Annotated in this window: 20 protein-coding genes and 2 pseudogenes; 6 read left to right on the top strand and 16 right to left on the bottom strand. The window is 60.2% G+C overall.

The window, feature by feature from the left end; translation table 11 throughout:
• The 3 genes and pseudogenes from GTP44_RS28405 to GTP44_RS16190 all read right to left on the bottom strand — a co-directional run.
• Positions 1 to 130, bottom strand: a pseudogene (locus GTP44_RS28405) (IS256 family transposase); the annotation flags it as partial.
• Positions 119 to 352: pseudogene (locus GTP44_RS28250) on the bottom strand (transposase); the annotation flags it as partial. The pseudogenes GTP44_RS28250 and GTP44_RS28405, both read right to left, overlap by 12 nt.
• Before the next feature lie 58 nt (positions 353 to 410).
• Positions 411 to 1301, bottom strand: coding sequence for a LysR family transcriptional regulator (locus GTP44_RS16190; RefSeq protein WP_161020255.1), 891 nt, complete (start codon positions 1299 to 1301; stop codon positions 411 to 413).
• A gap of 98 nt (positions 1302 to 1399) precedes the next feature.
• Here GTP44_RS16190 and GTP44_RS16185 point away from each other — a divergent pair, with 98 nt between their 5' ends.
• Positions 1400 to 2950, top strand: a complete 1551-nt coding sequence (locus GTP44_RS16185) for an NADH-quinone oxidoreductase subunit L (RefSeq protein WP_161020254.1) — start codon at positions 1400 to 1402, stop codon at positions 2948 to 2950.
• 30 nt (positions 2951 to 2980) lie between these two features.
• A complete protein-coding gene (locus GTP44_RS16180) occupies positions 2981 to 5530 on the top strand; it encodes a YbcC family protein (RefSeq protein ID WP_161020253.1) in 2550 nt (849 codons plus the stop codon).
• 108 nt (positions 5531 to 5638) lie between these two features.
• On the opposite strand, the gene GTP44_RS16175 is transcribed toward GTP44_RS16180, so the two are convergent.
• Positions 5639 to 7030, bottom strand: a complete 1392-nt coding sequence (locus GTP44_RS16175; RefSeq protein ID WP_161020252.1) for an amidohydrolase family protein — start codon at positions 7028 to 7030, stop codon at positions 5639 to 5641.
• Positions 7031 to 7177: 147 nt separating this feature from the next.
• Between GTP44_RS16175 and GTP44_RS16170 the strand changes: the two genes are divergently transcribed.
• Entirely contained in the window at positions 7178 to 8074 is an 897-nt protein-coding gene (locus GTP44_RS16170; protein WP_161020251.1) for a LysR family transcriptional regulator, read from the top strand.
• Between the two features lie 55 nt (positions 8075 to 8129).
• Here GTP44_RS16170 and GTP44_RS16165 read toward each other — a convergent pair whose 3' ends face one another.
• The 6 genes from GTP44_RS16165 to GTP44_RS16140 all read right to left on the bottom strand — a co-directional run bounded on the left by GTP44_RS16165 (position 8130) and on the right by GTP44_RS16140 (position 13692).
• Positions 8130 to 8366: a hypothetical protein gene (locus GTP44_RS16165; RefSeq protein ID WP_161020250.1), complete on the bottom strand. Its 237-nt coding sequence runs from the start codon at positions 8364 to 8366 to the stop codon at positions 8130 to 8132.
• A gap of 34 nt (positions 8367 to 8400) precedes the next feature.
• Positions 8401 to 10545 (bottom strand): peptidase domain-containing ABC transporter, encoded by a 2145-nt coding sequence (locus GTP44_RS16160; protein WP_161020249.1) that lies wholly within the window; start codon positions 10543 to 10545, stop codon positions 8401 to 8403.
• A gap of 16 nt (positions 10546 to 10561) precedes the next feature.
• Positions 10562 to 11833 (bottom strand): HlyD family secretion protein, encoded by a 1272-nt coding sequence (locus GTP44_RS16155; protein ID WP_161020248.1) that lies wholly within the window; start codon positions 11831 to 11833, stop codon positions 10562 to 10564.
• A gap of 32 nt (positions 11834 to 11865) precedes the next feature.
• The gene (locus GTP44_RS16150) at positions 11866 to 12618 is read right to left on the bottom strand and encodes a nucleotidyltransferase domain-containing protein (protein ID WP_161020247.1); all 753 of its coding nucleotides are present in this window, start codon (positions 12616 to 12618) and stop codon (positions 11866 to 11868) included.
• 11 nt (positions 12619 to 12629) lie between these two features.
• Entirely contained in the window at positions 12630 to 13382 is a 753-nt protein-coding gene (locus GTP44_RS16145) for a CPBP family intramembrane glutamic endopeptidase (RefSeq protein WP_161020246.1), read from the bottom strand.
• Positions 13383 to 13446: 64 nt separating this feature from the next.
• Positions 13447 to 13692: a hypothetical protein gene (locus GTP44_RS16140; protein WP_161020245.1), complete on the bottom strand. Its 246-nt coding sequence runs from the start codon at positions 13690 to 13692 to the stop codon at positions 13447 to 13449.
• Between the two features lie 558 nt (positions 13693 to 14250).
• Between GTP44_RS16140 and GTP44_RS16135 the strand changes: the two genes are divergently transcribed.
• On the top strand, positions 14251 to 15480 hold the full coding sequence (locus GTP44_RS16135) for a benzoate/H(+) symporter BenE family transporter (RefSeq protein WP_229256942.1): 1230 nt from the start codon (positions 14251 to 14253) through the stop codon (positions 15478 to 15480).
• A gap of 41 nt (positions 15481 to 15521) precedes the next feature.
• Positions 15522 to 16877, top strand: coding sequence for an MFS transporter (locus GTP44_RS16130; RefSeq protein ID WP_161020244.1), 1356 nt, complete (start codon positions 15522 to 15524; stop codon positions 16875 to 16877).
• A gap of 22 nt (positions 16878 to 16899) precedes the next feature.
• On the opposite strand, the gene GTP44_RS16125 is transcribed toward GTP44_RS16130, so the two are convergent.
• Genes GTP44_RS16125 through GTP44_RS16100 form a run of 6 tightly spaced genes read right to left on the bottom strand, consistent with a single transcriptional unit; the run spans position 16900 to position 22023 of the window.
• Complete coding sequence (locus GTP44_RS16125; RefSeq protein ID WP_229256941.1) at positions 16900 to 17685, bottom strand: 1,6-dihydroxycyclohexa-2,4-diene-1-carboxylate dehydrogenase; 786 nt, start codon at positions 17683 to 17685, stop codon at positions 16900 to 16902.
• Positions 17682 to 18713 carry a benzoate 1,2-dioxygenase electron transfer component BenC gene (gene benC, locus GTP44_RS16120; protein ID WP_161020243.1) on the bottom strand — a complete coding sequence of 344 codons (1032 nt, stop codon included), beginning with the start codon at positions 18711 to 18713 and terminating at the stop codon, positions 17682 to 17684. Before benC ends, GTP44_RS16125 begins: the two co-directional genes overlap by 4 nt.
• 15 nt (positions 18714 to 18728) lie before the next feature.
• Positions 18729 to 19208: a benzoate 1,2-dioxygenase small subunit gene (benB, locus tag GTP44_RS16115; protein ID WP_161020242.1), complete on the bottom strand. Its 480-nt coding sequence runs from the start codon at positions 19206 to 19208 to the stop codon at positions 18729 to 18731.
• The gene (gene benA / locus GTP44_RS16110; protein WP_161020241.1) at positions 19205 to 20572 is read right to left on the bottom strand and encodes a benzoate 1,2-dioxygenase large subunit; all 1368 of its coding nucleotides are present in this window, start codon (positions 20570 to 20572) and stop codon (positions 19205 to 19207) included. The genes benB and benA overlap by 4 nt, the downstream gene beginning before the upstream one ends.
• Before the next feature lie 29 nt (positions 20573 to 20601).
• Entirely contained in the window at positions 20602 to 20892 is a 291-nt protein-coding gene (gene catC, locus GTP44_RS16105; protein WP_161020240.1) for a muconolactone Delta-isomerase, read from the bottom strand.
• 21 nt (positions 20893 to 20913) lie between these two features.
• Positions 20914 to 22023 carry a muconate/chloromuconate family cycloisomerase gene (locus GTP44_RS16100; protein ID WP_161020239.1) on the bottom strand — a complete coding sequence of 370 codons (1110 nt, stop codon included), beginning with the start codon at positions 22021 to 22023 and terminating at the stop codon, positions 20914 to 20916.
• A gap of 101 nt (positions 22024 to 22124) precedes the next feature.
• Between GTP44_RS16100 and GTP44_RS16095 the strand changes: the two genes are divergently transcribed.
• Entirely contained in the window at positions 22125 to 23039 is a 915-nt protein-coding gene (locus tag GTP44_RS16095; protein WP_161020238.1) for a LysR family transcriptional regulator, read from the top strand.
• Positions 23040 to 23140: the final 101 nt, after the last annotated feature.

The following is a 23140-nucleotide window of genomic DNA, read 5'->3' as shown; positions in this document are numbered from 1 at the left end:
CCGCCAGCTTCCAAGTCCGCTGCGGCATCTTCCAATCTTTTTCGATATTACGCAAGGCCAGGAACAGCAGCTTGGTCGCCGCCTCATCGCTGGGGAAATGACCACGATTCTTGACGATCTTTCGCAGCCGCGCCACCTCGGCCTCCAACTCGCTGACACTGCGCCCGCCAGGGCGTACAGCCGCATCGCCACCTCGCTTGGCAGCGCTCACCCAGTTCGCCAATGTCCCTTTAGGCAGCGCCAAGCTCGCGCTAGCTTCCTCTAGCGTCATTCCTTGTTCCAGCACCAGCTTGACGGCCTCGGCACGGAACTCCCTTGTCCTTGTGTATTTGCGTTTTTCTGATTTGCTCATTGCAGACTCCTGTTGGTCAAGTTTATCAAACAGGAGTGTCCGAAAATCTCAGGCTACCTCAGTATGTGGACGCACCAGTCAGCAATTTATCCAGCACTTCGATGCGATGCCGCCGTGGTGTTGTGATGGCGTAGAAGCGCTCTTGTAGCGTTGTCGAATGCCCCACAACGACGAGTAATCCGGACCGCAGTTCGTCTTGCACGACGACTTCAGGCAGCACGGTCAGCCAGCCACTGTCGCGGGCGATCAGACGAAGCAGCGCCATGTCGTCCACTTCAGCTCGCAATCTGGGACTCACCCCCGCTGTGGCACAGAGCGCATCGAACTGGGTGCGCAGGGCATGCCGCGGGCCGGGTAGCGCAATGTCCACCCCATCGAGGTCTTCCGGAATGCGCAGCCGCTGCGATGCCCATTTGCTTGCAGGACCGACCAGCGAAATCGGCTGACTACCCAAGAACTGGCAGTGAAAAGGACGATCGGGATCAGCCGGCACCGTCTCATTGGCCAGTACCACGTCCAGCTGATGCTGCGCCAGCCGGACCAGCAGGCCCTCCAACACCCCGGATTCCAGCGTCAGGACCACGGCTGGATCGATGAGGGCAGGGCGAATCCAGTTTTCCTGATAGTTGCGCGACATCGTCGCCACGCTGCCTACCCGCAGGCGGCTAATCCCTGCCGAGCGGCCTTGCAGGCGTCCCAGCATCTCCTGGCCAAGACCGAAAATGTCGTCGGCATAGGCGAGCACCAACTGTCCTGTGTCGCTCAAGACAAGGCGGCGGCCTTCACGGATAAACAAGTCTTCACCGATCCGCTCTTCCAACTGGCGAATCTGCGCTGAAACCGCTGATTGCGACGTGTGTAACTCTGCGGCGGCACGCGTTAAATGCCCGAGTTTAGCCACTTGCCAGAAATAAAAGAGGTGATTGAAATTGAGCTGGTTGAGGTCCATCGTTCTGTTTTAAGTATCGTTTTGTGATTAACAATCTATTTTACAGGACTTTGTTTCCCCGCCATCATGCTCGCGATGCATTCCAATAGGGTCATGTGATGAAGATTTCCCCGCTTTTTTATTTAACTTGTGCCTTGGCGCCGGCCGCTTTGATGGCGGCGCTGGCCGGACTGACGCGACTTAATTGGGGCGCGCCAGCAAAACTATGGAGGCTTTTTCAGAAGGCTTCGTTGGTCGCACTGGCCTTCGCGGTGACGTCGCTTGCGGTGAATGCACATGACGCGTATTGGCCTGGCGCAGTGACGGCAACGTCTTTGAGCCTGGTCCTGGGTTTGCTGGTTCAACTGCTAGGCACCGTCATTGGGACGTTTTCTGCCCGTTATCTGGAGGGGGAGGCCGATCAGCGACGCTACATCGGCGCACTGGCCGCTGTGTTGACCAGCGTCCATCTGCTGTTGTTGGCGGACCATTGGCTGTTGCTGATCGCGGCTTGGGCTGCGGCGGGCATGGCGTTGCAGCGGCTGCTGTGCTTTTATCCGGAGCGCCCGTTTGCCTTGCTGGCCGCGCACAAAAAGCGCATCGCCGATCGACTGGCCGACGTGATGCTGCTGAGCGCGGCTGCGCTGGCATGGCGTGAGATCGGCAGTGGCTCGCTCACAGCGCTGTGGGCGCACATTGCCGTGCAGGGCCTTTCCCAGTCCCTGCAAGCGAGCGCCGTTTTGCTGGTGTTGGCGGTCGCGCTGCGGACGGCGCTGCTGCCGGTCCATGGTTGGCTGATCCAGGTGATGGAGGCGCCGACACCGGTGTCCGCGCTGCTGCATGCTGGCGTCGTCAATCTTGGCGGCTTTGTGCTGATTCGATTCGCACCTCTGCTCGAACAGGCCGGCGCCGCACGTGCCTTGTTGCTGATGCTTGGCCTGGCGACTGCGCTGCTGGCCGGCATGGTCATGCTGACGCGCATCAGTATCAAGGTCCGGCTGGCCTGGTCAACCGTCGCGCAGATGGGCTTCATGCTGCTTGAATGCGCACTTGGTCTGTACACGCTGGCAGCCCTGCATCTGATTGGCCACTCGCTCTACAAGGCGCATGCCTTCCTGTCGGCATCGTCGGTGGTGCGCGAGACGCGTGTGCAAGCCTTGCACGCGGATGCTTCCCCCAGTGGCGCCAGCATGTTGTGTGCCCCGGTGCTGACGACATCGGGCGTGTTTCTGGTGCTCACGCTGGCCGGTCTTCAGGCTTGGCCCTGGTGGTGGAGCGTTGTGCTGGGCCTGGCCTGGGCACCGTTGCTGTGGCTGCTCGCCGCGCAAGCAGACGCGGCTGCACGCACGGCGCAACTGCTTTTCGGAATCTTGACCGCCGTTGGACTGACGCTTGCCGCACTGGCCGCTCACATGCTGCCACTCGGCCTGCATGATGCCCCCGATGACCGGCTGGGTGTGATCGCGCTGATGGGTATGGCAGTTTTGTATCTGTTCCAGGTATTGCTGCAGAAGCAGGCACAACTGCTGTCGCGCTGGCGTCGCTGGAGCTATGCCGGCTTCTATCTGGACGAGGCCTTCACGCGCCTGGCGCTGCGCCTTTGGCCAGCCCAGTGGTCGCCTACGTCTTCATCAGCGGTCGCCGCCCGGCCTGCTGATGCGCCGCGCTAACCTGACAACAAGGACAACAAGGACAACATCATGATCGAGAATCTGACCAAGGAAACGCACCCAGGTGCGGAAAACGTCACCCCGGCTGGCGGCGAACCGGAGGCCAGGCATGCGGAGATCGAGTGCGCCTGCCAACTAGCCTGCCAGGCGATCGCACCGGCGTGGCCGCTGGACCGCGCCATCGCCGTCAATCCCCATTGGTCGCGCATCGGCATGCCGGTGCGCCGGGTGGCGGCCCGGATGGCGGTGCTCGGCGGCATCCAGGTATTCCCACCGCGCGACCGGCAACTGCAGGCCTGGCGCGAGGGCCGCATCGCCGCGGTCGATCTGACTGAGGCGCTGCGACAGTTGCCTGCCGCACAGACGGCGGCACTAACGCCCGAACAGTGTGTCGCTGCACTGCAAGCGGGTGCGTTGCAAGTGCAGTTGCCATTGCTGATCGATGTGCTCGATAACGATCCCCATCGCCATACAAGGCTGCGCTGGCGGGAGGCCATCACACATCAGGTCAGCCAGACCTGCGCCGCTTACTTCGATGAGCATCAGGCCAGTTGGCAGCCTGAGCGCAGTCAGGGCTTGTATGCCTTCTGGCGCGACACCTTGCAGCACGACCACGGCATCGGCTTGCTGATGGGATTGCCGCACATCGGCCGCGCCATCAGCGCCTTGCCCGCCAGTGCGCGGGAGGCCGAGCGTTGGGTCATCGAGCGCCTGGGGCTGCCGCCTGAGGTGTGGGCGGATTATCTGGAATCGGTGCTGCTGACCGTCAATGGCTGGGCCTCATGGTGTGCCTATCTCGGCTGGCAGGCTGATTTGGCCGGGAGCGCGGATACCCACCTGCGCGAGTTGCTGGCAATTCGCTTGGCCTGGGGCGTTTTGCTGCTGGAATGCAAGGATGATGCGGCGACCCGCCAGGCATTTCTCGCGTTGCAGCAGTCCTGGAGTCAGGCCTCGGTCGTGCTGCGGGAAACTGAACAGGCCCTGTTGATCGACGAAGTGTGGCAGTTAGCACTTGAGATCGGCTACCAGCGTAAGCTGGCGCAGCAACTAGCCTCGGTCAACAGCGATGGCGTGGCGGCGGCCGCCATCGAAGTCCAGGCGGCTTTCTGCATCGACGTGCGTAGCGAACCTTTGCGCCGCGCCTTGGAGGCAGCGTGGCCCGGCATTCAGACCCTCGGCTTCGCCGGCTTCTTCGGCTTGCCCGTAGCCTACACTCCATTGGCCACGCAGGCACGGCGTCCTCAGTTGCCTGGGCTGCTCGCGCCTGCCATGGAAGTCGGCGACCGCATCGTCAGCAGTGATGCGGCACAGCGCGGCGGCGATGCGGCGCTTCAAAGCGCAGCCAGCCGCTCGCGTCAGGGCCGATTTGCCAAGGCCGACCAGTGGCACGCGGCCAGCCGTTGGCCAGGCGCGGCTTTCTCCTTTGTGGAAGCGGCTGGGCTGGGTTATCTCGGCAAACTCGGCAATTGGCTGCGGCCGAGCAGGCAAGAGCGCGCCAGAGACGATTTGGCGGGCTTGCCCGCGCGTTACCGCCCGATCTGCAGGCCACAAGTGCTGAGTCTGGACCTGGAGGCCAAGGTCGCGCTGGCGGCGCGGGTGCTGCACGCGATGGGCTTGGAGCACCAGCTGGCGCCGATGGTGCTGCTTGTCGGGCACGGCAGTCAGTCCGCCAACAACGCCCACGCGGCGGCACTGGACTGTGGTGCTTGCTGTGGCCAGACCGGCGAAGTCAACGCGCGCAGCCTGGCGCAATTGCTTAACGATTCGGCGGTTCGATCAGGTCTGCAAGCGAAGGGACTGACCGTCCCGGACACCACCGTGTTCGTGGCCGCGCTGCACAACACCACCACCGATGAAATCGAAGGATTTGATCTGGATCTGTTGCCGCCAGCGGGGCGTGCTCGCTGGGAGCGCTTGCAAGCGGTGTTCTCCCAAGCCTGCGACCAGGTGCGCCGCGAGCGGGCCGTCAGCCTTCGTCTGGACCCGCGCGCATCGGCTGATGCGTTGTTAGCGCAGTTGCGCCGTCGCGCCAATGACGTTGCGCAGACTCGCCCCGAGTGGGGGCTTGCCGGCAACGCGGCCTTTGTGATTGCGCCCCGGCACCGGAGCCGGGGCCTGGCGCTTGGCGGGCGCAGTTTCCTGCACGACTACGACACCAGTCTGGATGCCGACGGCAGTGTCCTGGAGTTGCTGATGACCGCGCCCATGCTGGTGACACACTGGATCAACTGGCAGTACCACGCGTCCACCTGCGATCCGCGGCGGCTGGGCAGCGGCAACAAGCTGTTGCACAACGTGGTGGGCGGCAGCCTTGGCGTCTTCGAGGGCAATGGCGGCGATCTGCGGATCGGGCTGTCGCAGCAGTCGCTCCATGACGGCGAACGCTGGATGCACGAGCCGCTGCGGCTGACGGTGGTCATCGACGCGCCACAAGCGGCCATAGAATCGGTGATCGACAAACATTCCGTGGTCAAGCAGTTGCTGGACAACGGCTGGCTCCACCTGTGGCGCTTCGAGCAGGCAGGCTTGCAGCGTTTTACGCACACCGCCTGGTTGCCGTTGAACCTGGAGATGGGCTGATGGTTGCGCCAGTTTAGCGCCCTGCCGGGTCGAAACGACCCTGGCTGAGGTCAGTGTTGTGCCGCTTTGCCTGGATTCGCGTGAGCCTTGAGGGCGATCAGGCGCTGCTTACGCATGGTGAATCGGCGCGAACGATTCGGCAAATGGATCGGGCTGGTAACCGGCGGCATTGAACAGATGTGTGCAGGACTCATCGATCGCGGCATGCAGTTTGGCCTGATCCACGCCGACCACGACACCATCGCGTTTGCGCAGACGACCGCCAATGATGACGGTATCGATATTGCTACGCTCAGCCGCGTGCACCACAGTGCCGATCGCGTTGTTGACCGGATACAGGTTAAGGTCGCCTGTGCGGATCAGTACCAGATCGGCCTGCTTGCCTGGCGTCAGGCTGCCAATGCGCTGTTCCAGTCCTGCGCAGGCGGCACCATCGATCGTTGCGGCCTCAAGCAACCGGAACGCATTGGTGGACGCCGGAGCATGCGGATGGCCATGAAGGCGCTGGTGATGCCCCATGACGCGTTGCAGGGAGAAAGCAACGCGCATTTCCATAAACATATCGCCGCTATAGGAAGTCTCGTTATCAACACTTAAGCCGGGGCGAATGCCGTGCCGGAGCGCCGCCTGCCACGCAAACAGACCGTCCTCGATGCCGTAGTGGGCATCAGAGCGGGGGCAGACGTTGACGCGCACACCGGCATCGCGCAAGATTTTCCAGCCGGATTCCGGCAGGCAGGTGCAGTGATTGAAGATGTTGTCACGGCCGAGCAACCCCCGCTGATGCAGACCTTCGAGCTCGGCGGCCATGGCGCCGCCAAAGAACTCGGTCACAATAGAAATACCCAGTTCGCGCGCGACCGCCCACTGGTCCGGTTCAAGCTGCGCCATCATGGCCAGTGTCACCAGTCCACCAGGCTGATGGGTGAAATATTTGGCCTTCAGGCGTGCCAGATTGCCTGGCCAATGCGCCTTATCCCACACGCCCGAGACTGGCGCCCCGGCGGCGTGCACGGCGCGGATGCCCGTATCGAGCAGCGCTTCAACCGCGGCGTCGGAGTGCGCCGCCGTTCGGCTGTTGTGGGAGTTGTCAATCACGGTGGTGATTCCCGCATCAATGCAACCGAGTGCCGTCAGCACGTTGCCGATGTAGATGTCGCGTGGTCGGTAGTATTTGGCAAAAGAGAAGTGGGTGGCGTTACAGTAGTCCTCAAGTGTTGCCGCATTCGGGTTGATCCGGCGCAGTTGGCCTTCCCAGGAATGGCGATGCGTATCGACCATCCCGGGAATCGCGATCATGTCAGCGGCGTCGATCACTTCGGCGCCCTCGGCCTCCAGGCGTGCGCCGATGGCCGCAATGACGCCAGCGGCGATCAGGATATCGCCTTTGGGCATATTGCCGACATGGGCATCCATGCTGATGATCGTCGCGCCGCGAATCAGCATCTTGTGAGGGGCGGGTGCCAGTGGCGCCAGCAGTTGATGGTCTTGTACGGACATAGTTGACTCCTGCTCTGGGTATGACAGTCACGCAGTCTAGTGAAGATAAACAGCCAGAAAAAGTGGCGCCGGCGGTTTTCAGCATGCGGAAAATCCGAACAATGTTGGGGTATAGTGCCGTTTTCTTTACTGCTATCAGGACCAGCTATGGATCGCGTTCAAGCAATGCAGGTATTTCTTCGCGTGGTCGAAAGCAGGAGTTTTGTTCGGGCAGCGGAGACCCTTGGTTTGCCGGCATCCTCGGTTACCGGCATCATCAAACGGCTCGAAAAACACTTGCAGACACGCCTGCTCAACCGTTCCACCAGAAACCTCAGCCTGACGCCGGAAGGGGAGCGTTACTTTTCCCGTTGTCGCGAAATACTCGATCTGATCGATGATACGGAATCCAGCCTGCACAGTTCCGCCGAGCGGCCGCAAGGGCGACTGCGCGTCGATATGCCGGGCGGCATTGCCCATGCGGTGATCCTGCCACGTCTGGGAGAATTCCAGGAACGCTACCCGGATATTTATCTGATGATCGGTGTCAATGATCGTCAGGTGGATTTGATCCAGGAGGGCGTCGATTGCGTCATCCGTACTGGCAGCCTGGAGGACTCAACGCTGGTGGCGCGTCGCCTGGGGGGGCTGCGTTGGATCACCTGTGCTGCGCCGTCCTACTTGAACGAAAAGGGCATCCCCAAGGTTCTGGAGGACTTACCGCAACACCGGGCGGTCCATTACTTTTCCAGCACTCCGCGGCGAGGCAGCGCGCTGCATTTTTCCGAGGATGGCGACCGCGTCACGGTGCCGGTTCCCGGTATGGTAGCGGTGAATGAGACTGAGCTGTACATCAAACTGGGACTCGACGGACTCGGCCTGATACAGTTGGCGGAGCTTCTGGTGGCAGACCACTTGCGAACGGGAGCATTAGTTGAGGTGCTGGCCGATAGGCGGCCGACATCTGTGCCGGTATCACTGCTCTACCCCCATCACCGCTTTCTCTCTCCAGCGATGCGGGCTTTCGCCGATTGGACTGCCGAGCTGTTCGGCAATGTCGGTTAAATGCATATTTACAAAAGCACAGAAGCGGCACCGTATGGGTGCCCTCAGCGAATGGTCAATGGGCTTTTTTTGCATAAAAATTCTGCCAGCAGGCAACTACCACCAAGACCAAAAATGTGACTGAAAAACAGGTCACTAATGGCTCGGGAAAAACCTCCGGGAAAACCCGGGAGAAGGTGGTATAGGCCAGTGAAAACAGCCAGGCGAGTGACATCAGCCACTGCCTTCTGAAGGCGAAAAGACCGGCCGCCAGCGCGGCGCCTATCAGACTGAAAATTACGCCAAATTGCATTTCATCCTCCCAACGTTTGTTAAGTCGCACCCCGTCATAGCCGTCGTTCGTGCCGCCTCGGCGCGAACGTATAACTAGTCATTTCCTTGGCAATCTCACCGTGTTCCATCAGGATGATTCTATTAGCCGAGGCGATGGTTTCTGGCCGGTGCGCGACGATGATGCGCGTAATATTCAGTGCGCGTATCGCCGCGTTGACCTCATGCTCGCGGCCCAGGTCAAGGTGACTCGTCGCCTCATCAAGAAAAAGGATACGTGGCCGTTTGTATAAAGCGCGTGCCAAAAGAATGCGTTGTTTTTGTCCGCCGGACAGTACCGTGCCCATGTCGCCGACCAGCGAATTGTATCCCATCGGCATAGCCGCAATTTCGTCGCCGATGGCCGCGATCCGGCTGCATTCTTTGACCCATTCCAGATCCATGTGCGGGTCGAAAAAACTGATATTGTCCGCGATGGAGCCTGCGAAAAGGACATCGTCTTGCAGTACCGTTCCCACCATTTGTCGAACCGCGTCGATACCGATTTGTTTCAAATTCAGACCGGAGATGAGTACTGTGCCGCTGGTCGGCGGCAATATGCCCAACAGGACATTCATGAGCGTGGTCTTGCCACAGCCGGAAGCCCCCACGATGGCAAGCGATTCGCCGGCTTTAATAGAGAGATTGATTTTGTTGAGGATCAAGGGCTCCTGCTCCGCATAGCGGAAGCACAGATCAATGATCTGCAGATCCGGAACCCGCTCGGAATCAACCAGCTCGTCGACGGTGGCATGTTCCGGTGCCGTTTGGACGATGTCGGCCAGCCGTTCGGCCTGCAATTGGAGCATCTTCACTTCAAAGAACTTGTCGATCAGCGAACTGACCCTGCTTTCAAACTGGCCCTTGTACGAGTTAAAGGCCATCAAGACCCCGACGGTGAAAATACCGTCGAGAACTTGCTTGGCGCCTAGCCACACGACGATGATGCCTTCGAGACCGAATAGTACACCGTTCAATAATCGGTATAGCAACTGTAATTTTTGCGAGCGCAAATCGGCGTTCAGTTGGTCGACGACCAGTGAAAGCCAGCTCGTTCTGCGCTCATCCTGGCGCTGAAACAGCTTGATCGTTTTAATGCCGCGCATCGATTCAAGGAAATGGCTCTGCTGTTTGGCGGCATGGATGATTTGCTCTTCCGTTGCAGCACGTAAAGGCCGGTACCAGATCCACCGTCCCAGCGCGTACAGTCCCATCGCGCCGACGGCGATCCAGCCCAGAATGGCGCTGTAGATGAACATCATGACCAGCGTGACCAGCGTCATCAAGCCATCGAGAATCGCTTCCAGAAAAGAGGTGGTCAACGTGCGTTGAATCTGGTCGATGGAACCGAAGCGGGAAACGACATCGCCCAGATGGCGCTTTTCAAAATACTGCACCGGCAGCCGCAGCAGATGGGCGAACAGGTTCGCGCGCCATTGAATGTTTAATGTGGTGCCCATGTACAAGATGACCCAGGCGCGTACCGTGGTAACGGCCTGCTGTATCAGCATCAGCAGGCCAAAACCGACAGCCAATGTGGTGAGCAGATCCCGGTCCCCGGACACCAGTACGTTGTCGACCACCCATTGCAGGAAAAACGGGCTGACCAACGCGAACACTTCGATCACGGCGGCCAAAATGAGGATCTGGGCGAAGGAGGCGCCCACACCATGGATGCGGCCGACGACGCTGCGCAGGGGGACCGCCGGCGATGGCGGTGCGCACTGAAAGTCCGGATTCGGCCAGCATTCCAGTGCGACCCCCGTGAACGATAGCGAAATTTGGCTGTGGGACAACGTGCGCTTGCCATAGGCCGGATCGTAGATCGTGGCCCCATGCTTGCTGACCGCTTTCAGCACCACGAAGTGGTTAAAGTTCCAGTGCAATACACATGGCAGTTTGAGTTGCCTCAGATCCTCCAGCTCCAGCTTCACCGGGCGTGTTCCCATGCCAAGCAGGCTGGATATTTTCACAAGGTGGGCCAGCGTTGCTCCTTTGAGGGAAACGGCGAATCTTCTGCGCAGGTCCGCCATCGAGGTGTGCAGACCGTGATAGGCGGCAATCATCGCCACACACGCCAATCCGCACTCGGTGGCTTCCGTCTGTAGCACCAGCGGCAGGGTGGCGCCAAATCCGAGGGACAGTCGGTCTTTCCAAAACATGGTCTTGGCCTTTAATTTAGAGTTTGCCCGTAATGCTGTACAGTGGCTCCAGCACCCATTCGTACAAGCGTAGGGTTTCCTGCAAAATATCGGCGTCAAGCAGCATTCCCGGCTGCAGCGGCTCGGCCTTGCCGTAGGCAAGCATGTCCTGGCGTGCCAGGCCGACGGTCACGCGGTAGACCGGCTCGCTGGACATGGCGGCGCCCGATTGCAGATTTCCGGTTCCCAACAGCTCGCTGGCAGGCAGCGCAGTGCGTGAAACAGACAGCACGGTACCGTTGGCATGGCCGAATTTCTGATAGGGGTAAGCTTGATAGCGCAGCTGGACCTGGTCGCCCGGCTTGACGAATCCAATGGTCCTGCTCGGGGCGTACAGTTGTGCCTGCAATGTTGCCCCGGTCGGCACGATGCTCACCAGCGGGCGCGTGGTGTCGACCGCCTGTCCTTCTTCGGCAACCACGGCGGTCGCGGTGCCGGACTCCGGCGCCACGACCAGCAGCGTACGCTTGGCTTCGCTTTCCGTGAATTCTTGCCCTGCGCTTTCGATATTGCGCTCGATTTGCGCCAACTGATTGGCTTGGCGGATTGCGAAGGTCGATAAGTCGCTCTGTTGGCTGCCATACTCGCGCAGGACGTTGATCCGGTCGCGTTTGAGACTTTGCAGGCGGTTTTCCTGATCGAGCAGGTCCTCCTGCTTCTGCTGTGCCTGCTCCTTGGAGATATAGTTCTGCGCCAGCAGCCCCTGATAGCGCGCGGCATTTTCCGAGGAAAATGCCGCGCGTCGTTCCTGCACACTGATCTGGCTGTCCAAGGTCGCCAGTTCGTCTTTCAAGGTCGCGATCTTGCTGATCAGCGCGTCCCGTTCGTTATGCTGCAGCAAACGGGTCTTGTCCCGCTCGACTGCGAGTGAGTTGCGGCGCGCCTCGACCTGTTCACTGATGGAGGCCTGAATTGAACTATTCTCGCTACTTTGCCGTTCGCTCGACAGGCGGTACAGCACATCTCCTTTGCGGATGTACTGTCCCTCCGTGACGAATTTTTTTTGAATGATCGCGCTTTGCGTGCTGTAGACCTTTACCAACCCGGTATCAGGGATCAGTTGGCCACTCACCGTGCTGCGTGTCGTGTAGTGGCCCCATGTCAGGAACGCCAGCACGCAGCATGCCAGCACACAGAAGAACAAGGTCAGCATGGTGAAAGAGATCGGTCTGATCAGTACAATGTCACCCAGCCAATGGGTCTGGCGCGCTGCGAGCGCTTCAACCCGGAATATGGTTTTCGAGTTCATCGGCAGGAGGCGAAATTATGTAATGAACCGTCTTAGAGGACAGGTAAGGGCATGCGCGGCGCATCCGTGATCGGCTGCCGAAACCCATCGCGTAGCGGGCCGCCGAGCAAATCCAGATGGTGCCGTGCCAACGTGCGTAATGCATCCGTATCGCCTGCCATCGCATGGTTCAAGGCATCACATAAAGCGGCATAGGCCGCCGGGGCCACACGCTCCATTTGCCGAGCGGCATGACGACGCGTACACAGGCCGACCCCGTGACAAATTAGCGCGATATCGATTACCAATTTAAATAAGTCAACTGCCAGTAAAATCCGCTCCCCATCGCTTAATTGATCCTGCAAATCGTCGAGGATGCTGGTGACATACTGGCGGAAAAAGCTTTTTTGTGTAAAAAGAAATCCGGCACGCTTGACTCGACTCGCCGCTGTCTTCAGCGTGATGGAAGTCGGTGTCTCTGCTGGCAGCGTCATGGCTTCCAGCACCGCATCCACCGTCACAAATTTTCCATGCGTACGTGCGTTATGGATGGCTCCGCTTAGCGACTCCGCGTCATAAACGAACACATCGAACAAGATGCCGTCCTGCACAAATTTTTCCCGGAACGGCTGTATTGCAGTGGTGAATACCACGAGCAGGTCGAGGTCAGAATCGGCGTTGTGACATTGCTTCGAGGCCGAGCCGTAGAAATAAGCGAAGTCACAACCAGGATAGCGCGACTGCAATACGTTTTGGATGAGGCTTGAAAAGTCGCTGCTTTCAAATTTTTCGATAGGCGCATTCACGATCGAGTTCCTCAAAATAATACTTCTGAGATGACAGGTATGGCGTTATTTATTATGTGCAATGCAATGGCGGGATAAATGGATGCGGAGCGTTGACGAACCCATCCTAGCAACAGCGAAAAAACAAACAGGGAACACACCGTGAATAGGGTTGCTCCACCGAGGTGCATCATTGAAAATAACAGTGAAATAAATAAATTGACACGCTGCCATGGTGCTGTGCGGTGATTCCATCTGAAAAACAAAAATCCACGAAATATTAATTCTTCCATAATAGGGGAAATGAACACCACAGGAATGATGATCAAACCGCGCATTGTGGTATCGCCGGCATGTTTTAAAATGGGATTTTCGTTATGAAATAGATTTCCTAAAAACATCTCAACCGATATGTATATCAAAAAAGCAATCATCGCGGGTTTAACGGCATCTCGCCGTACAGGAAGCAATCCCAACACAGTCTTTATCTGCGGGCCGCATGCACGCGCCGCCAAGAGTATGGTCGGTACCTGAATGAGGCACTGACAAAGTGCTATTTCCAGCAAACCAACAGGTGTCGAGAGGCGTGAGGTGAGCTCCGAAAATGGAGGGCGCGCGTTGCCATCCGCGTGATTGGCCACGTAATAAAAAAGCAGAACGAGCAGCGGTGCGACTAAAAACTCGATGAGCAATAGTGCCGTCCATGCCAATGATTTCGCCATCGGAGCATGTTCGTCATGTTGCGCTCCGACAGTGGATAGGATCTGTTTTTGTTGACCTAACATAGCTTTAAACGCCTGCCTTTTGCCTGAATTGGCGTACCTACATGAGGTACGCCAGGATCGTCACTTAGTACACGTCACCCATGGCATTGGAGTTGACGGGATAGGTTGTATCGCCGGACGTGCTGTTGTTATCCAAAGCTATCAGCCCCGCACCCAGCGCGCCTAGCAGCGCAACCGCTGCTCCTGCAGGATCAAAAACCGCCGCGCCGATCGCACCAGCGAGGCCCGCGAGTGCGTTACCGGACTCGCCAGCTCCCGAGCCGCCTGCGATTTGATTCAACTCATCAAAGCTCAACGTAGTGATGCTCATAAAAGCCTTTCAAAAGAACAAGACAGGAGTGTGAACCTCTTCGGCTATCCTGTAATCGCCGAATACTCAAATAACAAAAGAAGCGCTTGGTAGTCCGCTAACTCATATCGCAACATCAGCATAAATAACCGACAACTCCGATTGTTTTGAAATTGAAACGAAACGCTGTTCGTCGATAGTTGATAAATTGAAAGATTCGTTGGCGGTAACTATTGATCACTGGAAAAATATGGAGCATAGCGATCGTCGGATTTTTAATGGCTTTTAATTTTTTGTGCGGGTTTATGAAACTATTTTTACGCCTTTTCTCTGACGGGTCAAAAAAAAAATTTTGTTTTTTATTGTATAAAGTGATTTTTGGTGAGAATTTGTGAATTTTATTATGCTAGGAACGTTCTGATCTAATCGTCGATGTCACCCGGCCCTGCGTGGTGTACGCCAAATACCCACCAGGTATCAAACACATACTCAATCGGTGTTGGACCGACATTCTGAAACTGTCTACTCTCCCCCTTGGCAAGCGCGACGCAACAACGACAATGACAACGGGAGACAGCCATGCCGCCATCCATGCCGGAGCCGCGACGCGTACACGCGCGTGTGGCGGCCGATCCGCGCAAACAATCACACTGGGCAGATAGCTCGATATCGGCGGTCGCGGCGGGCTTTCTCGCGGTGCTGGTTTCGCTTGCCGGGCCGCTGACGATCTTTTACCAAGCGGCGCAGGCTGGGCAGATGTCGAACGACATGTTCGCTTCCTGGGTCTTTGGTATTGCGCTGGGCGCGGCGGTGGCCGGCATCTTCCTCAGCTGGACGCTGAAGGCGCCGGTGATTACCGCCTGGTCGGCGCCGGGCACCGCGCTGCTGATTCCACTGTTTCCGTCCTTGTCGATTCACGAGGCGGTGGGCGCCTATCTGACGGCGGCGTTGCTGCTGCTGGTGATCGGACTGTCTGGCGGCTTTGAGCGTCTGATGGCGTATGTACCGAAGGGTGTCGCCAGCGGCATGATGGCGGGCATCTTGCTGCCGTTCGGCTTGAACGCTTTCAAGGGCATGGGGACGCTGCCGCTGCTGGTGTGCGGCATGCTGCTCGCCTATCTGCTCTTCAAACGACTGCTGCCGCGCTACAGCGTGGTCCTGTTGCTGGTGGCCGGTATCGCCATCGCGGTGCTGATGGGACAGATCCATTTTGCCGATGTGCATCTGCGTCTGGTGACGCCGCAATGCATCACGCCGGCCTGGAGCTGGACCAGCACCTTCAGCCTGGCGTTGCCCTTGGTGCTGACCACGTTGAGCGGCCAGTATCTGCCCGGCATGGCGATCCTGCGCGGCGCCGGCTACGAGGTGCCGGTGCGCAAAGTGGTGGTGGTCAGCAGCCTGGCTTCGGCGGCGACGGCGTTCGTTGGCGGCATCACTATCGCCATCGCCGCGATCACCGCCGCCCTGTGCACCGGCCGCGACGCGCATGAAGATCCACGCCGGCGTTACGTGGCCGGCATCGCCAACGGCGCGTTCTATTTGCTGGCGGGCTTGTGTGGCGGCTCGGTGGTGATGTTGTTCGCCGCGCTGCCGAAAGAGCTGATTGTCACGCTGGCCGGGCTGGCCTTGCTCGGACCGATCGGCGTCAACCTGACGCAGATGGTGAACGCGCCGGACCGTGAAGCGGCGGTCCTGACTTTCCTTGCCACCGCATCGGGTATGACCTTCCTCGGCCTCGGTTCGGCTTTCTGGGGCATTTTGATCGGCATCGTGGCACATCGCGTGCTGCGACCGGTGAGCACCGCATAAATTTCCAACACCACCACTACTAAAAACGGGAGACAAGCATCATGCAGCACATCGATATTCACAAACTGGCGGACAATGCCCGCTTCAATCGCTTCCACGCCACCGTGCTGGCCTGGTGCGCGATCATCATTATCTGCGACGGCTACGATCTGGCCGTAGCTGGCATCGCGCTGCCGTCGATCATGAAGAGCATGGGCGTGACGGCGCAAAACGCCGGCTTCATGGTCAGTTCGGCGCTGTTCGGCATGATGTTCGGCGCGATTTTCCTGGGCACCATCGCCGACCGCATTGGCCGCGCGCGCGCGATCGCGATTTGCCTGGCGCTGTTCAGCGTCTTCACGGCGGCCGCCGGACTCACCACCGATCCCTACGTATTTAGCGCGATGCGTTTTCTCGCTGGCCTGGGCATTGGCGGCGTGATGCCGAACGTGGTCGCTCAGATGACCGAATATTCGCCGCGAAAAATTCGCGCCACGATGGTCACGCTGATGTTCAGCGGCTATGCGGTCGGCGGCATGCTGGCGGCGGTGATGGGCAAGGGGCTGATTGAAAGCTACGGCTGGTCATCGGTGTTCCTGGCCGCCGGCGTGCCGGTGGTGTTGATCCCCTTCATTCTGAAGTCGCTGCCGGAGTCGATGCCGTTCCTGGTGCGGCAGGGGCGCACGGACGAACTCAAGGCGATTCTGGCGCGCATGGAGCCAAGCTATCGGCCGCGCAGCGATGATCACTTCGCGGTCGCCGCGCATGAGCGCGCCGATGGTGCGCCGATCGGCAAACTGTTTCAGGATGGCCGTGGTTTCAGCACGGTGATGTTCTGGATCGCTTTCTTTATGTGTCTGTTCATGGTGTACGCGCTGAGCTCCTGGCTGGCGAAACTGATGGCCGGCGCCGGTTACAGCCTGGGCTCGGCGTTGACCTTTGTGCTGGTGTTGAACTTTGGCGCCGTCATCGGCGCGGTGGGCGGCGGCTGGCTGGCCGACCGCTTCCACATCAAGTACGTGCTGGTGGGGATGTATGCGCTGGCGGCGGTGTCGATCACGCTACTGGGCTATCCGGTGTCGACCCCGATGCTGTTTGTGCTGGTCGGCCTGGCCGGCGCCTCCACCATCGGCACGCAGATCGTCACTTACGCCTATGCCGGCCAGTTCTATCCTACCGCCGTGCGCTCGACCGGCATCGGCTGGGCCTCCGGCGTGGGCCGCAGTGGTGCGATTCTGGCGCCGATCGTCATCGGCACACTGGTCGGCATGGCGTTGCCGCTGCAGCAGAACTTCGTCGCCATCGCCATTCCCGCCGTCATCGCCGCCGTGTCGGTGGCGCTGATCAGTCACCGCAAGTCGGCCACGCCGGCGCGGGGCGCCATCCATGGCGCCGTGCCCGCTTCGTCGGAGGCCTGAGCGAATGACGCCGGCGGCGCCCTTAACCCTGGTCGCCGCCGCCAACCGGCAGCACGGTGCCGGTGATGTACGACGCTGCCGGCGACGCCAGGAACAGGATTGCCGCGACCTGCTCGTCGATCGTGCCATAGCGGTGCAACAGGCTGCTGTCCCTGGTCTGATCAACGATGCCCTGATACCAGCGCTGTTCCTGCTCGCTGAGGGGATGGGGATTGCGCGGCACTTTGCGCGGCGGCGCCTCGGTGCCGCCGGTGGCCACGGCGTTGACCCGGATGCCGTCTTGCGCATGCTCGAACGCCAGGCTGGCGGTGAGGGCGTTGACGGCGCCCTTGGCGGCGGAATAGGGAATGCGATAGATGCCGCGCGTGGCCACCGACGATATGTTGACGATGGCGCCGCCGCCGGCGTCGATCATCGCCGGCAGCACGGCGCGGCAGCACCACAGCGTAGGGAACAGCGAGCGGCGGATTTCCGCCTCGATCTGCTCCGGCGCATATTCCTGGTAAGGCTGCACCCAGATAGTGCCACCGACGTTGTTGACCAAAATGTCGATACGCCCAAGATCGCCGATGGCGCGCGCCATCAGTTCCCGCGCGCCGTCCCAGGTCTCCAGGTCCACTTCGCACACCACCACTTGCGCGCCATGCGCGATCGCCTCCTGCGCCACCTCGCGCACCAGCGGCGAGCGGTCGGCCAGCACCAGCCGCGCGCCTTCCTGCGCCGCCGCCAGCGCCACGCCACGGCCGATACCTTGCGCGGCGCCGGTGACAACCATGACTTTATCCATGAAGCGTTGTGGGTGCATCATGCCGCGCCTCCCGCCGTGCTGGCCGCTGAAAACTTCTCGAAATGGAAGCTGGCCGGCTGGATGCCGGTGCTATCCAGCCAGCCGCGCACGGCTTCCACCATCGGCACCGGGCCGCACAGGTAGATGTCGACATCGCCGCCATGCAACCAGCCCGGCTCGACGTGCGCGGTGGCGTAGCCTTTGCGCGGGTGCTTGCTGGCCTCCGCCGCCACACAGGTCACATACGAGAATTGCGGGTGGGCGGCGGCGATCCGGTCCAGCTGTTCCAGCGCCACCAGGTCATGTTCGTTGGTCACGGCGAACACCAGCCGCACCGGTTGCGTGAAGCCGTTGGCGGCCAGCGTGTCGAGCATCGACAGGAACGGCGCGATACCGGTGCCGCCCGCCAGCATCAGCAGCGGCCGCTGCACCGGCCGCAGATAGAAGCTGCCAAACGGACCGCTGAAGGACAGCGCCTGTCCCGCCCGCGCCTGCGAGGCGAGGTAGGTGCTCATCAAGCCCTGCGGCACATTGCGCACCACGAAGCTGGCCAGCGGCGCGCCAGGCGCGGAACTGAATGAGTAGGAGCGGGTCTGGTCGCTGCCCGGCATCCTGACGTTGACGTACTGGCCGGGCAGAAAGTCCAGCAGTGCCGGCGTGTCCAGCGCCACCGAGAAGCCGATGGTGGAGGGCGACAGCTGCGCCACCGCCGCCAGCTTGCCGGCAAAGTCGCCGACGCCGGTCTTGCAGGCCGCCGACGTGGCCGGGATGCTGACCACGCAATCGGAGGTCGGCTTCATCTGGCAGGCCAGAATCTGCCGCTGCGCCGCTTCCTCGGGCGTCAGCGCATCCTCAATGTAGCTGGACTCGGGCAGATCGTAGCTGCCGGATTCGCACAGGCCGCGGCAGGTGCCGCACGCGCCGTCGCGGCAATCGAGCGGAATGTTGACCTTTTGGCGATAGGCCGCGTCGGCCAGCTTTTCATTCTCATTACACGCGATGAAGCGGGTCACCCCATCTTCAAATCGCAGGGCGATGTTGTAGCTCATCGTCGTCTCCTGAATCTAGATATGGTAGATGTCGATTACCTGATTGATGTAATCGTTTTTCAGCACCACGTATTTATTGTGGATCAGCGGGCGTTCGCCCGAAAAATCAATGACGTAGCGCGCCATGCCGAAGTAGCTGAAATCGCTCTTGTAGCGGTGGCTCAGCGTGTGCCAGTTGAAGCGCACCGTGTAGCGCTGGCCTTCCTGGCTTTCGATCTCCACATTGGCGATGTTATGGCTGGTTCGCGTGTCCGGCATGGTGGCACTGGAGCGCTCGGTCTTGATGCGGAACACGCGGTCTTCCAGGCCCTGGCGGGTCGGGTAGTAGATCAGCGAGATTTCCCGCTGGGGATCGGTGACCAGTTGATCGTCGTCGTCCCACGCCGGCATCCAGAACTGCGCGTCCGGGTGGTAGCATGCGAGCCACTCGTCCCATTGTTCATCGTCCAGCAGACGGCTTTCTCGATACAGAAAAGCGCAGATGTCGTTGATCATGCCGTCGCTCCTTCGGCCTTCAGCGCCTTTTGCATCACGTTCAACCAATACCGATGCTGAATCGTGTAAAGCCCTTCGTCTTCGGTCTTGACGCCACTCATCACCGGATTCAGACCGATTTCGCGCGCCGCCGCGTCCGGCCCCCGCACCCAGTGTTTGGCGCCGCGGCACATATCGTTCCAGGCCAGCGCGCTGCCCTTGTAGCCCTGCTGGCAGGCGCGGAATTCCTCCAGGTCGTCCGGGGTGGCCATGCCGCTGACATTGAAAAAGTCTTCGTACTGGCGGATGCGCCGGGCGCGGGCCTCGTCGGATTCGCCCTTCGGCGCGATGCAATAGATGGTCACCTCGGTCTTGTCGACGGCAAGCGGGCGCAGCAGGCGGATCTGCGAACCGAACTGGTCCATCAGGTAGACGTTGGGATACAGGCACAGATTGCGCGAGCGTCCGATCATCCAGTCCGCCGTCGGGCCGCCAAACTTGTCTGCGTACTCGTCGCGGCGCGGATAGTTGGGGCGGTCCTGCGGATTGGCCCACTGGGTCCACAGCAGCAGGTGGCCGTGCTCGAAGGCGTAGAAGCCACCGCCTTGCTTGCCCCATTTGCCGGCGTCCATCGCCTTGATGTTGTCCGCGCGGGCGGCTTCCTCCTTGCGGCGGTTGGTGGTGGCGGCGTAGTTCCAGTGGACCGCCGAGACGTGGTAGCCGTCGGCGCCGTTTTCCGCCTGCAGCTTCCAGTTGCCTTCAAAGGTGTAGGTGGATGAGCCACGCAGCACCTCCAGGCCATCGGCGGACTGGTTGACGATCATGTCGATGATCTTGCCGGCCTCACCGAGGAATTCGGCGAGTGGCACCACGTCGTCATTCAGGCTGCCGAACAGGAAGCCCTTGTAATTGTCGAAGCGCGCCACCTTTTTCAGGTCATGCGAGCCTTGCTGGTTGAAGCAATCCGGATAACCGGCGTCCTCCGGATCTTTTACTTTCAGCAGCTTGCCGCTGTTGTTGAAGGTCCAGCCGTGGAAGGGGCAGGTGTAGGTGGCCTTGTTGCCGCGCTTGTGGCGGCACAGCTGCGCGCCGCGATGGGTGCAGGCGTTGATGAAGGCGTTCAGTTCCCCCTGGCGATTACGCGCGATGAAAATCGGCTGGCGGCCGATGTGGGTCGTGTAGTAGTCGTTGTTGTTGGGGATCTGGCTTTCGTGGGCCAGGTAAATCCAGTTGCCCTCGAAGATGTGCTTCATTTCCAGTTCGAACAGCGCGGGGTCGGTGAACGCGGCGCGATGCAGGCGGTGATCGCCTGTTGCGTGGTCTTCGACCAGCAAGTTGTCCAGATTGGGCGGCCGGGCGGCGCCGACGGGGATGATCGGGATCATGGTCCTTGGTCTCCTTTTATGTTTTTAGGTTAGCTGTGGTTGTCGCGGATCGAGGAGGGATGACGGCACAGCGGCATCACGTCGATCTGCATATACGGGAACAGCGGCAGGGAAGTCAGCAGCGTGTGCAGTTCATCGACGCTGCCGACGTCGAAGATGCTGATGTTGGCGTACTGCCCGGCGATGCGCCACAGGTGGCGCCATTTGCCCTCCTGTTGCAGGCGCTGCGCCAGTTCCTTTTCGGTCTTCTTCAGTTGCGCTGCCTGATCTGCCGGCATGCCGGCCGGCAGGCTAACGTTCATGCGGACGTGAAATAACATGGGGGTCTCCTGATATAGGTTTTATTTGCGCGCCATCGCGCGCAGCTTGTCGTTGTCGATCTCAACCCCGAGGCCCGGGCCGGTCGGCACTTGCAGCATGAAGTCCTGGTAGACCAACGGCTCGCGCAGCACTTCCTGTGTCAGCAGCAGCGGACCGAACAGTTCGGTATCCCAGGCCAGTTCGGGGAAGGTCGAACACACGTGCGCGGTGGCGGCGGTGCCGATCCCGCCCTCCAGCATGGTGCCGCCGTACAGGCCGACGCCGGCCAGGCGCGCCACGGTCGCCACTTCCAGTGCCGGCAGCAAGCCGCCGGACTGGGTGATCTTGACGGCATACACATCGGCGGCGGCGGCGCGTGCCAGCGCCATGGCGTCATCCGGACCGTGCAGTGCCTCGTCGGCCATGATGGCGACATCGAAGCGTTGTGCCAGCCGGCCCAGCGCGCCGGTGTTGCGGGCCTTGACCGGTTGCTCGATCAGGTCGATGCCGCCGGCTTCCAGCGCCGCGATGCCCCGCACCGCCTGCGCTTCGTTCCAGGCCTGGTTGACGTCGACGCGCACGCTGGCGCGGGCGCCGAGGGCGCGTTTGATGGCCAGCACATGGGCCACATCGTCATCCACGCCGCGCAGACCAATCTTCAGCTTGAAGATCCGGTGGCGGCGCAGTTCCAGCATTTGTTCCGCCTCGGCGATATCCTTGGCGGTGTCGCCGCTGGCCAGCGTCCAGGCCACCGGCAGCGCATCGCGCACGCGCCCGCCCAACAGCTCGGACAGCGGAATATTCAAGCGCCGCGCCTGCGCATCCAGCAACGCGGTTTCAATCGCGCATTTGGCAAAGCGGTTGCCCTGGATGATCTTGCGGATCTTTGCCATGGCTTTGGCCGGCTGGGTGGCGTCCATGCCGATCATCAGCGGCGCGATATGGGTGTCGATATTGACCTTGATGCTCTCCGGGCTTTCGTCGCCATAGTTGAGGCCGCCAATCGTGGTGGCCTCGCCCCAGCCGGTCACGCCATCGGCGCAGCGGACGCGAACCAGTACCAAGGTCTGGGTGTTCATTGTGGCGACGGAGAGCTTGTGAGGGCGTATCGTCGGCACATCAAGCAGGAAGGTTTCGATATATTGAATCATATTCGTGGCGTATAATGCGTTTCGGTATTGACACGATATTCCCCGGTTTGATAGGCGTCCAACACTGATTTGGTATCAAAACCATACTCTAAAGGTATTAAATGGAATTGCGACACTTGCGCTACTTTGTCGCGGTGGCTGAAGAGAAAAACTTCACGCGGGCCGCCGAGCGTTTGCATATCGCCCAGCCGCCGTTAAGCCGGCAAATCCAGCAACTGGAGGAAATGCTGGGTGTGACGCTGATCGAAAAGGGCACGCGTCCCGTGAAATTGACCGAGGCCGGGCATTTCTTCCTGGCGCACGCCAAGCCACTGCTGGACCAGGTGGGCGAGCTGAAATCGATGACGCAGCGCATTGGCAAGCTGGAGCGGACGTTGTCCGTCGGGTTTGTCGCGTCCACCCTGTACGGGCTGCTGCCGGACATTATCCGGCGGTATCGGGACAACAATCCCGAGGTCGAGGTGACGCTGCACGAGATGACCACGGTGGAGCAGATCAAGGCCTTGAAAGAAGGGCGGATCGACGTTGGTTTCGGCCGGCTGAAGAGCGAGGACACCAGCATTCGCCGCATCCTGCTACGGGAAGAACGGATGGTGGTGGCCGCGTTTCCGGGCCACCGTCTGGCCGGCAGCGAGAACGGCGTGCGGCTGGTGGAGTTGATTCACGAGTCGATCCTGGTCTATCCCAAGGCGCCACGCCCCAGCTTTGCCGACCAGGTGCTGGCCGCGTTCAACCACGCCAACCTGACGCCCGAGTCGGTGGTGGAAGTGCGGGAGCTGCAAATTGCCATGGGATTGGTCGCCGCCGGGCAGGGGCTGGCGATCGTGCCGGAGAGCGTGCAGGGGATGCATCACCGGAATGTGGTCTACCGTAAGCTGATCGACAAGCATGCGGTGTCGCCGATCTTTTTCAGCATACGTCATATGGACCGCTCGCCGGAACTGGAAAACATGCTGGCCGCGGTCTATGCCATCTACGACGACCTGGGTATCCCGCACACCAAAGAGACGTTGTAACGCACAAAATACCTTGAGGGTATTGCCGGCATACCAAATAAGTGTTGGACCCTGTGCCATTGCTTTGATTAGACTTGTTTATCCCTCCATTGCCGCACTCG

This window comes from Duganella lactea, from assembly GCF_009857505.1.
Classification (GTDB): domain Bacteria; phylum Pseudomonadota; class Gammaproteobacteria; order Burkholderiales; family Burkholderiaceae_D; genus Rugamonas; species Rugamonas lactea.
The sequence above is the reverse complement of the archived record's forward strand: the minus strand, read 5'-3'. Positions and strand labels throughout refer to the sequence as shown.